At 44.9% G+C, this 13,327-nt stretch carries 15 protein-coding genes; 3 read left to right on the top strand and 12 right to left on the bottom strand.

Features of this window, described 5'->3' with window-relative positions; all coding sequences use genetic code 11:
- Positions 1-71: 71 nt before the first annotated feature.
- Positions 72-1,115: a porphobilinogen synthase gene (hemB, locus tag OCV30_RS00360; RefSeq protein ID WP_009848049.1), complete on the bottom strand. Its 1,044-nt coding sequence runs from the start codon at positions 1,113-1,115 to the stop codon at positions 72-74.
- Between the two features lie 208 nt (positions 1,116-1,323).
- Between hemB and OCV30_RS00355 the strand changes: the two genes are divergently transcribed.
- On the top strand, positions 1,324-2,085 hold the full coding sequence (locus OCV30_RS00355; RefSeq protein ID WP_065679638.1) for a TatD family hydrolase: 762 nt from the start codon (positions 1,324-1,326) through the stop codon (positions 2,083-2,085).
- 191 nt (positions 2,086-2,276) lie between these two features.
- Here the strand turns inward: OCV30_RS00355 and tatC are convergent, their stop codons facing one another.
- The 7 genes from tatC to rmuC form a co-directional block, all read right to left on the bottom strand.
- Positions 2,277-3,032 (bottom strand): twin-arginine translocase subunit TatC, encoded by a 756-nt coding sequence (gene tatC, locus OCV30_RS00350; protein ID WP_009848051.1) that lies wholly within the window; start codon positions 3,030-3,032, stop codon positions 2,277-2,279.
- A 148-nt stretch (positions 3,033-3,180) separates the two neighbouring features.
- The gene (gene tatB, locus OCV30_RS00345; RefSeq protein ID WP_004735566.1) at positions 3,181-3,588 is read right to left on the bottom strand and encodes a Sec-independent protein translocase protein TatB; all 408 of its coding nucleotides are present in this window, start codon (positions 3,586-3,588) and stop codon (positions 3,181-3,183) included.
- A 3-nt stretch (positions 3,589-3,591) separates the two neighbouring features.
- Positions 3,592-3,846, bottom strand: coding sequence for a Sec-independent protein translocase subunit TatA (gene tatA, locus OCV30_RS00340; protein WP_009848052.1), 255 nt, complete (start codon positions 3,844-3,846; stop codon positions 3,592-3,594).
- Positions 3,847-3,900: 54 nt separating this feature from the next.
- Positions 3,901-5,535, bottom strand: a complete 1,635-nt coding sequence (ubiB, locus tag OCV30_RS00335) for a ubiquinone biosynthesis regulatory protein kinase UbiB (RefSeq protein WP_065679637.1) — start codon at positions 5,533-5,535, stop codon at positions 3,901-3,903.
- The gene (locus OCV30_RS00330) at positions 5,532-6,137 is read right to left on the bottom strand and encodes a ubiquinone biosynthesis accessory factor UbiJ (RefSeq protein ID WP_017631979.1); all 606 of its coding nucleotides are present in this window, start codon (positions 6,135-6,137) and stop codon (positions 5,532-5,534) included. Before OCV30_RS00330 ends, ubiB begins: the two co-directional genes overlap by 4 nt.
- A gap of 98 nt (positions 6,138-6,235) precedes the next feature.
- Entirely contained in the window at positions 6,236-7,015 is a 780-nt protein-coding gene (gene ubiE / locus OCV30_RS00325) for a bifunctional demethylmenaquinone methyltransferase/2-methoxy-6-polyprenyl-1,4-benzoquinol methylase UbiE (protein WP_029222994.1), read from the bottom strand.
- Between the two features lie 65 nt (positions 7,016-7,080).
- Entirely contained in the window at positions 7,081-8,613 is a 1,533-nt protein-coding gene (rmuC, locus tag OCV30_RS00320) for a DNA recombination protein RmuC (RefSeq protein ID WP_017103438.1), read from the bottom strand.
- Positions 8,614-8,751: 138 nt separating this feature from the next.
- On the opposite strand from rmuC, the gene OCV30_RS00315 reads away from it, so the two are divergent.
- Positions 8,752-9,645, top strand: a complete 894-nt coding sequence (locus OCV30_RS00315) for a DMT family transporter (protein WP_065679636.1) — start codon at positions 8,752-8,754, stop codon at positions 9,643-9,645.
- A 148-nt stretch (positions 9,646-9,793) separates the two neighbouring features.
- On the opposite strand, the gene OCV30_RS00310 is transcribed toward OCV30_RS00315, so the two are convergent.
- From OCV30_RS00310 to ftnA, 4 genes are all read right to left on the bottom strand, one after another.
- A complete protein-coding gene (locus OCV30_RS00310; RefSeq protein ID WP_244499047.1) occupies positions 9,794-10,060 on the bottom strand; it encodes a hypothetical protein in 267 nt (88 codons plus the stop codon).
- Between the two features lie 279 nt (positions 10,061-10,339).
- Complete coding sequence (locus tag OCV30_RS00305; protein WP_065679635.1) at positions 10,340-11,533, bottom strand: BaiN/RdsA family NAD(P)/FAD-dependent oxidoreductase; 1,194 nt, start codon at positions 11,531-11,533, stop codon at positions 10,340-10,342.
- A gap of 250 nt (positions 11,534-11,783) precedes the next feature.
- A complete protein-coding gene (gene uspB, locus OCV30_RS00300) occupies positions 11,784-12,107 on the bottom strand; it encodes a universal stress protein UspB (protein WP_009848060.1) in 324 nt (107 codons plus the stop codon).
- A 68-nt stretch (positions 12,108-12,175) separates the two neighbouring features.
- The gene (ftnA, locus tag OCV30_RS00295; RefSeq protein WP_004735556.1) at positions 12,176-12,703 is read right to left on the bottom strand and encodes a non-heme ferritin; all 528 of its coding nucleotides are present in this window, start codon (positions 12,701-12,703) and stop codon (positions 12,176-12,178) included.
- 189 nt (positions 12,704-12,892) lie between these two features.
- Between ftnA and uspA the strand changes: the two genes are divergently transcribed.
- Positions 12,893-13,327 (top strand): universal stress protein UspA, encoded by a 435-nt coding sequence (gene uspA / locus OCV30_RS00290; protein ID WP_009848061.1) that lies wholly within the window; start codon positions 12,893-12,895, stop codon positions 13,325-13,327.

Genomic DNA, 13,327 nt, shown 5'->3' with positions numbered 1-13,327 from the left:
CCTCATAAGCGAAAGGGCTGACACAATGGCCAACCCTTTTACTGAATACCACTTAAGTTAACGTTAAGTTGTTACTTTTCTTTTAAGTGCTTGGCTGCTTGTGCATTGTCTTCAGCAAGCCACTCTGCAACATCTTTAGCGAAGTACGTCAGGATGCCATCAGCACCAGCACGCTTAAAGCACAGCAGTGATTCCATAACGGTGTCGCGTTCTTTTAGCCAACCGTTTTGAATTGCTGCTTTGTGCATCGCATACTCACCAGACACTTGATAAGCATACGTTGGTGCTTGAAGTTCATGTTTCACACGACGCACGATGTCTAAATAAGGCATGCCAGGCTTAACCATCACCATATCCGCACCTTCATTAAGATCCATTGCCACTTCGTGAATCGCTTCATCGCTGTTGGCAGGATCCATCTGGTAGTTCTTCTTATTACCACCTTTCAGGTTCGAAGCACTGCCGACTGCATCACGAAATGGGCCGTAATAACACGATGCGTATTTCGCAGAGTACGCCATAATCTGAGTATGAATATAACCCGCTTCCTCTAACGCTTCGCGGATCTTACCAATACGACCATCCATCATATCCGACGGAGCAACCACATCTGCACCGGCTTCAGCATGCGATAACGCCTGCTGAATCAACACTTCAGTCGTTTCATCATTCATCACGTAACCATCTTCATCGATGATGCCGTCCTGGCCGTGAGTAGTAAATGGGTCCAGTGCAACATCAGTAATCACACCCATATTTGGCACGTGCTCTTTTAATGAACGTACCGCACGCTGCACTAAACCTTCTGAATTATGAGCTTCAGCCGCGCATAAGCTTTTAGCATCTTGGTTCACGACCGGAAACAGAGCAATCGCAGGAACACCCAATTTTGACAGGTAATCCGCTTCTTCAAGCATCAGATCGATCGACAAGCGTTCAACACCCGGCATTGACTCGACAGGCTCGCGGCGGTCTTTACCCATCAGGATAAACATTGGGTAGATGAGGTCATCCACAGACAATTGATTTTCTGCCATTAGGCGACGGCTAAAGTCGTGCTTACGCATACGGCGCATACGGCGACCTGGGAATTGACCTTGAATTGAAACAGACACTAGATTCTCCTTGCCTAGTCTAAGCACCGAAATGCTTAGATATGAAAAGTGCTAAATACAGGCAAAAGCATATCACTGATGGCTCAGGACGCTAGCAGTAAAATATAAAACCCACTCAAAAACAGGGATAAATGGCAAAAAATGACCTTCTCCTCACACTGCCGTATACTCATGACAACTCAGTAAAGACTGCTTTCAGGACAAAATAATGATCGACACCCATGCTCATATTTACGCGAGCGAATTCGATGAAGACCGTGAACAAGTCGTGCAGCGCGCATTGGCTCAAGGTATTGATACCATTCTATTGCCGAACATCGATTTAGATTCTATCGAACCAATGTTAGCGACGGAAGCTCAGTTTCCTGATGTGTGTCGTTCAATGATGGGCTTACACCCTTGTTATGTGGATGCGAATATCGAGCAAACCCTCAAAACCATTCGAGCTTGGTTTGATAAACATGACTTTATCGCCGTGGGTGAGATTGGTATCGACTTGTACTGGGATAAAACCTTCAAGGCTGAACAAGAGATGGCTTTCGTGACTCAACTGCAGTGGGCAAAAGATCTAGACCTACCTGTCGTGATCCACACGCGTGATTCTATTGAAGAGACACTTGCCTTACTTCGTAAAGAACAAGACGGCAGCTTACGTGGCGTATTCCACTGCTTTGGCAGCAGCTTAGAGGAGGCCCAAGCAATCAACGAGCTAGGCTTTCACTTAGGTTTAGGCGGTGTATCGACCTTTAAGAACTCAGGAATGGACAAGGTGATTCCACATCTTGATATGAATTACGTCATTCTAGAGACAGATTGCCCATACTTGGCACCAACACCGAATCGCGGTAAACGTAATGAGCCAGCCTACACGGAGTTGGTAGCAAAACGCATCGCTGAATTGCGTGGAATTAGCCTTGAAGAAGTCGACAGTATAACGACCAGCAACGCTAAATTACTGTTTGGTTTATAATATCAATTACAGTAAGTCATCAGAAATAACGCAGTGATCGAGCTTTAAAACAAGTGAGCGTAACCCGTTATTTATGACGATGGTATAATCGACATTCGATAAACAGACACAATAAAAAAGCGGCCTCGGGCCGCTTTTTTATTGTGTTATTTTTGCTGAAGGACTCTAGCAATTATACTCTTACAGCAGAATCAAGACTCAGCTTCTTCCTCTTCATCCGCATCTGGCTTACGCACATAGAAACGCGCGAAGAACAGACCAATCTCAAACAGAATACACATTGGAATCGCCAACAGTGTCTGCGAGATCATATCGGGAGGTGTCAGCATCATACCGACGATAAAAGCACCGACAACAATGTACGGACGCTTTTCAGACAGAGCCTTAGGCGTTGTCGCCCCCGTCCAACATAACAAGATAATCGCTACTGGTACTTCAAAGGCAATACCAAAAGCAAAGAACAGCGCGAGTACAAAATCGAGATAACTTGATATGTCTGTCGCGAACTCTACCTGCCCTAAGGAAATAGCCGTGAAGAAACTAAATACCAATGGGAATACTACGAAGTAAGCAAACGCCACACCACAGTAAAACAGCAAAGAACTTGAAGCCAATAGCGGCATGATCAAGCGTTTTTCATGCTTGTACAAACCCGGAGCAACAAAGGCCCACACCTGATACAAAATAAACGGCACCGCGACAAAAATAGACGCGATTAAGGTTAATTTTAGTGGTGTAAAAAATGGCGATGCAACATCCGTTGCGATCATCGTCGCCCCTTCAGGCAGACGATCTACCAAAGGTGCTGATACGAATTCATAAATATCATTAGCAAAATAAATTAGCCCGACAAATATCACTAGAACAGCGACAATCGCGCGTAGTAGGCGATTACGTAATTCTAGAAGATGGCTAATTAAAGGCTGTGTCTGCTCAGTCGAAGACATGTCAAACCTCTTAAACAGGAAGATCGAAAAGGAGCCGCGCACCTATCTATCCAGTTGAATTGGTATCCACTTGAATAGTTATCTACTTGAATAGCTATCGATTTAAACATCTAGCGACTCAAGCATCTGGCGACTCCTCCTTGCGAGACTATTCGGCTTTCTTATCTGACGGTGCTGAAGCTTCGCTGTTGACCTGAATGGTTTCAGATTCCACAGTTTCCGTGACACTAGGTTCAGTCTCACTTGGCTTATCAGACTCAGGCTTAGCGTACGGACGTTGAACTTGAGCAGCGGCCTGCTTGAGTTCATCGACTGACGCTTTTAGGTCTGGAGATAAATCTTCCATACCCATTTTTTCCGCCTTGCGTAGGTTTTCTTGCAGCTCTTGCACCTTAAGCTCGTGAGAAAGTTCATCTTTCACACTGTTTGCCATGCTTTTCGCTTGTCCAACAAACTTGGAAATACTACGAATCGCCACGGGCAAACGCTCAGGTCCTAAAACCACTAACCCAACGACAGATATTAATACCAGTTCCCAAAAACCGATATCAAACACGATTTACGCCTGCTCTTTGTCTTTCTTTGTTTCAGCAGTTGTTTCAGCGCTAGCTTCTGTCTTCTGCTGTTCAATATTCTTTGGTTCGAAGTCTGCATCTTTCTTATCTGCAGGCTTGTCTTCATCGCTCATCGCTTTTTTGAAGCCTTTCACAGCTGAACCTAAGTCACCACCCATACCGCGCAGTTTCTTTGTTCCGAAAAGTAAAATTACAATTACAGCAATGATTAGAAGTTGCCAAATACTGATACCACCCATTGTCATTGTCCTCGGGTCTGTCTACACATAAAAAATATTAAGAGAGTCTACTGTCTAACGACGGTAAGCTCGCCAACTAAGCAACCAAAATGTGACACCTGCGATGCCACAGCCCATAGATAGCTGCTCATAAGGGCTTGAAACTAATATTGCGGAGCATACGACTAAAGTAGCTCCAACGCCAAACAAAAACTTTCCTGTTGCTTGCTGACGCTTACTATCTCGGTAACCTTGATAAAGCTGATCCATTCTGTGGTTCATCGCTTTACCTTGGCGCAAGCTGTCATAAAGTAGCTCTGGCAGCTCTGGCAGTTTTTCTGCCCAGAATGGCGCACGCTCTTTTACTGCGTTAATCACAGCTTGCGGCCCCACCTGATTCATCATCCAGGTTTCAAGGAAAGGCTTCGCCGTTGCCCACAAATCAAGTTGCGGATACAGCTGACGGCCTAGGCCTTCGACATACAACAAGGTCTTCTGAAGAAGCACCAACTGAGGTTGAACCTCCATGTTGAAACGTCTTGCTGTATTAAATAAGTTTAGCAACACATGGCCAAATGAGATCTCGCCAAGTGGTTTTGCAAAAATTGGCTCACACACCATGCGAATCGCGAACTCGAAATCGTTGACGTTGGTGTCGTGTGGAACCCAACCCGAATCCACGTGCAGCTCTGCGACCTTACGGTAATCTCGATTGAAGAAGGCCAGCAGGTTCTCTGCTAAATAACGCTTATCTTCGCTGTTGAGCGTACCAACAATGCCACAATCCAAACCAATCCACTGAGGGTTATCTGGATTCTCTGGGTTAACGAATACGTTGCCCGGGTGCATGTCTGCATGGAAAAAGCTGTCTCGGAATACTTGGGTGAAGAATACCGTCACGCCACGTTCCGCGAGCAATTTCATGTTGGTGCCGTTGGCTTCTAGCGTTTCAATATCGGATACTTGAATACCATAGATTCGCTCTGACACCATCAGGGTTTCACTGCTTAGATCAGGGATAACCTCTGGAACATACAGCTCTTCACTGCCTTCAAAATTACGTCGTAGTTGAATGGCATTGGCCGCCTCGCGGCGCAGGTCTAGTTCATCAAGTAACGTTTTTTCGTACTCGTGAACGACTTCAACCGGTTTCAAACGACGTGCTTCAGGAAGCGACTTAGCGACTATACGCGCCATTCGGTGCATCAGTTTTAGATCTGCATCAATCACCGGGCGAATATCAGGGCGAATAACCTTCAGAACAATCTCGCGACCACTCTCTTTGAGCTTTGCGGTATGCACCTGAGCGATAGAAGCAGAAGCCAATGGCTCGATATCAAAATCGGTAAACCAGTTATCTAGGCTACCACCGAGCGCTTTTTCCATGTCTCGCTTAGCCAATTGACCATCAAATGGCGCCACTTGGTCTTGCAATAGTGCTAGCTGATCAGCGATATGAGGAGGAAATAGGTCGCGACGCGTTGACATCATCTGACCAAACTTAATCCAAACAGGCCCTAATTCTTGCAACGCTAAACGCAAGCGGTGGCCTAATTCTTTATCTTGATGCTTATTCTTGAGCCAAAACAGTGACTTTCGCGCCAGTAAAGGGGCTTTAGTCAACTGGTGCTCAGGCATCAATTCATCAAGGCCGTATTCCAACTGTACCTTGATAATATGATAAAGACGTTTCAGTTCTGTTGGGGTCATGCTTTCTCCAACAGAGCGTTCAATTTAGCTTCAAGACGTGCAGCTGAGCTTTTTACGTCATCAACCTGATCGCAAAAATGTGCCACTTCTAATGGCGCTGGTGCAATTTTCCACTCTTCAGTTAATACCTGAGCGAGATGGTTTTGATGCTTAGTCGCTTGCTTAGCTACAAGACCGCCAACATTCTTAACGCCTTGTACCAAGGTATGAGCAACCACATCGCCCGTCACGCGCGATAGCCACTCTTCCAAGTCAGGCTTGCAGTCTGTCATTAGCTGAGCAAATTTCTGAGCCAGTTGAATATCACCCTCTAAGATCAGCTTATCTTGCTTGATCAGCTTGGTGATGTTCGATTGCTCACGCAGTTCCGGTAACACTGATAAATTCAAAGATAGGTAGCAATCAGGCTGCCCTTCGTATTCCGACAACACATCAATTTGTTGGCTGAAAACGAAAGTGAGTGTTTTATTCAACTCTTTCAAATTAACTTGAATGATCTGCCCCTTTAAACGAGACAAACGACGAACCAAAGCTGGATCATCGTTCACGAAAGTATTTAAAGAGGTTTCAATAACCGCGGTTACCAATGGATCAAATGGCATGACTGTCCTTACCTTTGAAAACGGATAAGCGTTAACCTATCCGTTCTGTCTTTATTCTTATTGTTTAGCACGCTCAACGAGCCTGCTACCAAGTTCGACTAGAACTTGTAACCGCGGTGCAGCGCAACAATGCCGCCCGTTAGGTTGAAATATTTAGTATTCTCGAAACCCGCTTCCTGCATCATGCCTTCCAAAGTCTCTTGGTTAGGGTGCATGCGGATAGATTCTGCAAGGTAACGGTAGCTGTCTGCATCGTTAGCAATCAGCTCACCCATTTTTGGCAATAGGTGGAAAGAGTATGCATCGTAAACCTTTGATAGTGGCTCAAGCACTGGCTTAGAAAACTCAAGAACCAACAGACGACCGCCCGGCTTAAGTACGCGGTACATTGAACGCAGCGCTTGGTCTTTGTCGGTAACATTACGCAGACAGAAGCTGATGGTAATGCAATCGAAGTAGTTATCTGGGAAAGGCAGCTCTTCAGCATTGGCTTGAACGTAATGTACATTGCCAACAATACCGCTATCACGCAGTTTATCGCGGCCAACATTCAGCATTGAGTTGTTGATATCAGCAAGAACCACGTGGCCTTTTTCACCAACGATGCGCGAGAATTTCGCAGTAAGGTCGCCAGTACCACCACCAAGATCAAGGATACGTTGACCCGGGCGAACGCCACTGCAATCAATCGTGAATCGCTTCCACAAGCGGTGAACACCACCCGACATTAAGTCATTCATGATGTCGTATTTAGCGGCTACAGAGTGAAATACCTCTGCTACTTTCGCGACTTTTTGGTCTTTCGCGACTGTTTCGAAACCAAAGTGTGTGGTTTCTGACTCTACTGCTGAATTTGTCTGCACGCTTGTGTCCATAATGCTGTTATCTACCATGGTAAGTTCTCATCGACAGTACACTCTCTCTTTAGAGGCGCTGCGGCCGATTAGTTTACTTTATCCTCAGCGGGTTGTCTTTCTACTAAGGAGGCATTTTCTGAAAAAGCCTCATTTTGAGCGATTTCCGCCAAGCCAACCGAGATAGGTTTCTTCACCTCAACACCCAATTGCTTAAAGCTTTCGGCCTGACGAATCACGTTACCACGACCAGTCACCAGCTTATTCATGGCACCTTGGTAGCTTTGGTTAGCTCTATCAAGTGAACTGCCAAGACCTTCCATATCATCCACAAACAAGCGCAGCTTGTCGTAAAGTTTGCTCGCCCGCTCTGCAATGATTTGTGCATTCTGGTTCTGTCTTTCGTTGCGCCACAAGTTATCAATGGTACGCAGTGCCACCAGCAAGGTCGTAGGGCTGACCAATATAATGTTTTGTTCCATCGCGTCTTTGACCAAACTAGGGTCAGCTTGAATCGCGACTTGAAACGCAGGCTCTACCGGAATAAACATCAATACATAATCAAGGCTCTGTATGCCTTTGAGCTGATGATAATCCTTTTGGCTCAAGCCTTTAATATGCGCTCGCAATGAAGCCAAGTGATCACGTAATGCAGCATCACGTTGTTGATCAGTTTCAGCATTGAAGTAACGCTCAAACGCCACCAAAGCCATTTTCGAATCGACTACCACTTGCTTATCTTGTGGCAGATGAACAATCACATCCGGTTGATAACGCTTGCCTGCATCGTTTTGCAGGTTCACCTGCGTTTGATATTCATGGCCTTCTCGTAAGCCAGAATCCGCCAACACACGAGCCAGTACCACCTCGCCCCAGTTACCCTGCTGTTTGTTATCGCCCTTTAGCGCTTGAGTCAGGTTCACCGCTTCACGTGTCATGCTTTCATTGAGGCGTTGCAGATTTTTAAGCTCATGCACCAAAGTATGACGCTCTTTGGCCTCTTGGCTGAAGCTGTCGTTCACTTGCTTCTTAAAGCCTTCTAACTGCTCTCTCAGCGGTGATAACAAACCTTCAAGACTCTGCTTGTTCTGCTGATCGACCTTAGCGGTTTTGCTCTCAAACAGTTGATTCGCTAACAGTTCAAACTGCTGCTTAAGTCGAGATTCTGCTTGCTCTAACAATTGCAGTTTTTCACTGTTGGCGAGGTTTTCTTGGTCGTGCCTAGCTTCTTGCTCGCGAAGCTCAGCCTCCAACTCAGACTTATGCTCCTTAAGAACATTGATATCATCGGCATACTGCTGACGCTCTTGCTTCACGGCTTCAAAATAGCGCAGCTTCTCCATCGCAGCCATCACCTTGCCATGGGCCTGCTTAAGTTCAAATGCCGCTTTATCTCGATCATCATCCAGCTCATTGAGCTCTTGTTGCGCCTCTGCGAGTGAGGATTTGAGCTGAGATTGTTGTGACTCATGCAGCAAACGGTCGGACTCTAATTGCTGTTCAAGAAGTCGCTGCTGAAAAGAGAACTTCTGTTTGATCCACCAACCCACGACACCGCCGCTGACGAGCGCGCCGGAAATAGCAGCAATAAGCGTTGCCTGATGTTCGATAATCCATTGCATGATAATGATTTAGCCTAATTGGAAATAACTCATTAAAGGGTATTTTGATACTGGATAAATGTCCAGTTTGCCGTATTAAAATTCGACAGATAGACTAAGCGCTCCGTATTCTGCCCCATCAAATTAGAATGAGTTGCTATGAACGAACGTCGTGCCTTGGGCTTTGGCCTTGCTGCGGTATTACTGTGGTCAACAGTCGCTACTGCTTTTAAGCTGACCCTTGCTGAGTTTTCACCGATTCAAATGCTGACCATCGCCAGCATTGTGTCGTCGATTGCGCTGATCGCGGTTTGCGCGTTTCAAGGTAAGCTTTCTCAACTGAGTACCACGTTTCTTTCAAACCCTTGGTATTACTTGCTGCTCGGTTTGGTCAATCCTCTAGCCTATTACCTGATTCTATTCAAAGCCTACGACCTACTGCCAGCTTCTCAAGCGCAAGCCATCAACTACAGTTGGGCGATCACGCTGACTCTAATGGCAGCGGTTTTTCTAGGGCAAAAGATTCGTAAACAAGATTGGATTGCTTGTACCTTCAGTTATGCGGGTGTGGTGGTCATTGCCACCAAAGGCGATGTGCTAGGAATGCAGTTCGATAGCCCACTCGGTGTGGCTCTGGCGCTACTTTCAACCTTGCTTTGGGCGGGATACTGGATTCTAAACACCAAAAACAAGGCTGACCCTGTGATTGGCGTATTGCTTGGTTTCTTAGTGGCATTACCTTTCGCGATCGGTTTAACCCTTTACGAAGGCGAGAGCTTTAGTCAAATCACAGCAAAAGGTTGGATGGCTGTGACTTACGTAGGCCTGTTCGAGATGGGCATTACCTTTGTCTTGTGGCTCTCGGCATTAAAACTGACCAACAACACGGCACGTATCAGCAACCTAATTTTTGCCTCGCCGTTTATCTCGTTGATGCTACTTTCCACTATTATCGGCGAAGAGATTCACCCAGCGACCCTGTTTGGCTTGGTACTGATCATTGCCGGCTTGGTGATTCAACAGATCAAGTTTTCAAAGAAAAACCCTACGTAAATAAGAGCTAAAAGACTCGATTGAGCACGAAAAGCTATCGATATAGTCGAATTCTCTCAATTAGATGTTAGATACAAAAATGGCGAGTCATATGACTCGCCATTTTTCTGTAAGATAACATTAAGTTGTAAGTCTCAATGTTCGATATTCAACCGTTGTTTTTCATATCAAATTTGGACTTAAATATCATGAAAAACAAGATCATAAATATAAAATCATTTACGCCATAAATTGTGTAAAACACGCCAGCCATCGTATCCGCTTCATATACTGGTGATAGCGTATTATTGGAAAGCCAATTCACCCAAACAACCACATAAACCAACTTTTCAATAAAGAAAGCACCAGCAAGATATTTGATGTTCGCATTGATTGTTGCAGCCCCAAGGTACGCAAAACCCCAAACGACGATCATAATCAGTCCAAAGTTGGACATTACTACGGGATCGGCTTCGTTAATGGCACTATTCGTAAAAAAGCGTGAAAACAGTAAAACAGTAAAACAGCACCAACATTCATCGCTCCTGCTGCCAATAGAATGCTTTTTACTTTTGTCTGATTCATTGCAAACCCCTCATTTAAATAATTAAAACATCAATCACTTATAATCTTTATCATTTGTGACGAAGTCATTCTTTCTACTGACTGAAAATGTTCTAAATGAATAAGCTTAGCCAGTGCCATCGCCAGTGTGCTATACGTTTTGGCCTGCAACCCACCCAGACGACCACGTCCATTGGAAGTTATAGCCCCCTAACCAACCCGTTACGTCCATTACTTCACCGATGAAATAGAGGCCAGACACACTCTTACACTCCATGGTTTTCGAAGATAGGTGATCAGTATCCACTCCGCCTAGAGTCACTTCGGCAGTTCGATAACCTTCCGTGCCATTTGGTGCAATTTTCCAGTTCTCTAGGTGCTCAACGATGCCACTAAGCTGCTTTTCATTGAACTGTTTAAGCGGCTTGTCTTCAAGCTCTTTACGGTCAATCAGCACTTCTACAAAACGCTTTGGTAGTGCTTTCGCCAAGGTATTTTTCAGGCTCTGATTTGGGTGTTTCTCGCGAGAATTCTCAAGCAACTCGGCAAGGTTTACTTCAGGTACTAGGTTGATAGAAACCGATTGACCCGCTTTCCAGAATGAAGAGATTTGCAGTACCGAAGGACCAGATAAGCCGCGGTGCGTAAACAGCAACGCTTCTTTAAATAAAGTGCCGTCTTGCGCTGTGATCTCAGCAGGAATTGCGATACCAGAAAGCTCAGCGAAAGCTTCTTTGTCTTCTTTATGCAGAGTGAATGGCACTAAACCTGCAGTAGTTGGCATTACAGACAAACCAAACTGCTCTGCAATCTTATAGCCAAATGGCGTTGCGCCTAGCTTAGGCATAGACAAACCGCCTGTCGCTACAACGAGTGAGTCACACTCAACTTCGTCGGTATTGAGGTGCATCTTGAAGCCAGCGTCTGTTTTTTCGATGGAGTGAACATCACAACGGTAGCGTTGTTCGACTTTCGCTTGCTTACACTCGTCAAGCAGCATGCTCACGATGTCTTTTGCTGTGTGGTCATTCACACAGAACAACTGACCGTGATCGCGCTCTTCGAACTCAATGCCGTACTTGCTCACCATCGAGATAAAATCCCAGTTGGTGTATTGAGATAAAGCTGACTTCACGAAGTGAGGGTTGTTACACAGGAAATTGTTGGCTGAAACATCATAGTTAGTAAAGTTACAACGACCGCCACCTGAGATTAAAATTTTTCTGCCTGGTTTCTTTGCATGATCAACCACTAGCACTCGTCGGCCGCGTTTGCCCGCTTCCGCAGCGCACATTAAGCCCGCGGCGCCCGCACCAATTACGATTACATCAAATTTTTCACTCATGGGGTTCTGCTTTTCTTCACTTGTGCAGCCCGAGTACGCCCTGTTCTCGAAATGCCATCAATAAAAAAGGATGTGCATAAACAGCACATCCTTACTAATTGCTCGCTATTTTAGCGGCAATTTTAAACTTTGCAATTGATGTTCAATTGTACAATTTGCAGACAGCAGCAAGCCACTGTTTGTCTTGGCGAACCAACAACCGAAGCTTTACACCAAAAATCTAAGCTCTACTTCAATCGAACTAAATGACTTAGACGATGAAAGAAGACAGCAACGTTACACCTAACAGAGCAGAAGAGAGTATGAATAACTGCCTTACACGATCGCACTTCGACGTAAAAACTTCGTCGTGATGGTGGTGATACTCTTTGCTTTTGATGTAACTAAACAGGCGAACCTGTTTGGTCATATTGCCATGGGTTGTGAAAAAACCGCCTCCATCTACTTGTTGATATAGTAGAGGGTGTGCTTCTCGCATAATATAAATGAGTGTTCTTAGCGCAGTAAAGTAACGCGCCCAGTTCACACAAGTCACAACCATTAGTGCAAATAGAATAGTGTCGCCGCTGATCATCCTTTCCTCCTTACATCTTCATAAGAAAACTCAAAAGAAAAAGATAATCAGTGTCTTTCTCGTACTACCTAAACGGCAGGAGCTTCCATAATTGAAGATGAACCATCTTTTGCCAATTGTGCTAGGTCTTTATCAATAAAGAACAGTGCTTTACCGTCTTCACCAACAAGCTCTAGCTTATCCAATACACCTTTAAACAACTTCTCTTCTTCGTGTTGCTCTGCAACGTACCATTGCAGGAAGTTAAAGGTTGAGTAATCTTGTGTGCTGAAAGCAACGTGAGCCAGTTTGTTGATCTTTTGAGTAATCATTTGCTCATGTTCGTAAGTTTCACGGAACACAGCCCCAAGGCTATCAAATTCATGTTTTGGCGCTTCAATCGCACCTAAAATTGGCATTGCACCTGTCTCACTTACGTAAGTAAAAAGACGCTGCATGTGTTCCATTTCTTCTACTGCATGAACACGCAGAAACTCTGCTGCACCTTCAAATCCTTTGTCTTCACACCAAGCACTCATTTGTAAGTATAGGTTGGATGAGAAAAATTCTAGATTAATTTGATCGTTCAGTTGCTCTACCATAGTTTTTGATAGCATTTAAGACTCCTAATTACATCTTCAGTTTTCTCTACTATATCACTATTTTATGAATATCTCGCAGGCCATTAGTTAACCAATATTTCGAGCAAACATTACGCAAGACAGTGGATATGAGATCACTTCAGCAAAAAAAGGCATTGCATAGTGCTAGTCTTTAGTTAGGCAATGAATAGAAGAGGTAGCGATATGAGTTACAAACATATTTTGGTCGCAGTCGATTTATCAGATGACAGCAAATTACTTGTGGATAAAGCGGTAGCATTGGCTAAGCCATTGGAAGCCAAAGTCTCTTTTATCCATATCGATATTAATTATGCAGAGCTCTATACCGGCCTTATTGATATCAACATGGCAGAAACCCAGCACAACGCGATGGAAGCATCTCGAGTTCAGCTACAAAATTTTGCAGAACACGCTCAATACCCTATTACCCACACCTTAGTGGGCAGCGGCGACCTGAGTCATGAACTGTGTGACACCATCAATGAATTCAATGTTGATTTAGTGGTTTGTGGGCACCATCAAGACTTCTGGAGCAAATTGCTCTCTTCAACACGACAACTGATCAATGCCTCGCCGGTTGATATGCTGGTCGTGCCTCTAAGAGATTCAGAAGACTAA

Origin of the sequence: Vibrio atlanticus (genome assembly GCF_024347315.1) — a bacterium.
In the GTDB taxonomy this organism is placed as follows: domain Bacteria; phylum Pseudomonadota; class Gammaproteobacteria; order Enterobacterales; family Vibrionaceae; genus Vibrio; species Vibrio atlanticus.
Note: the sequence above shows the minus strand (reverse complement) of the source record. Positions and strands in the feature narration are given on the sequence as shown.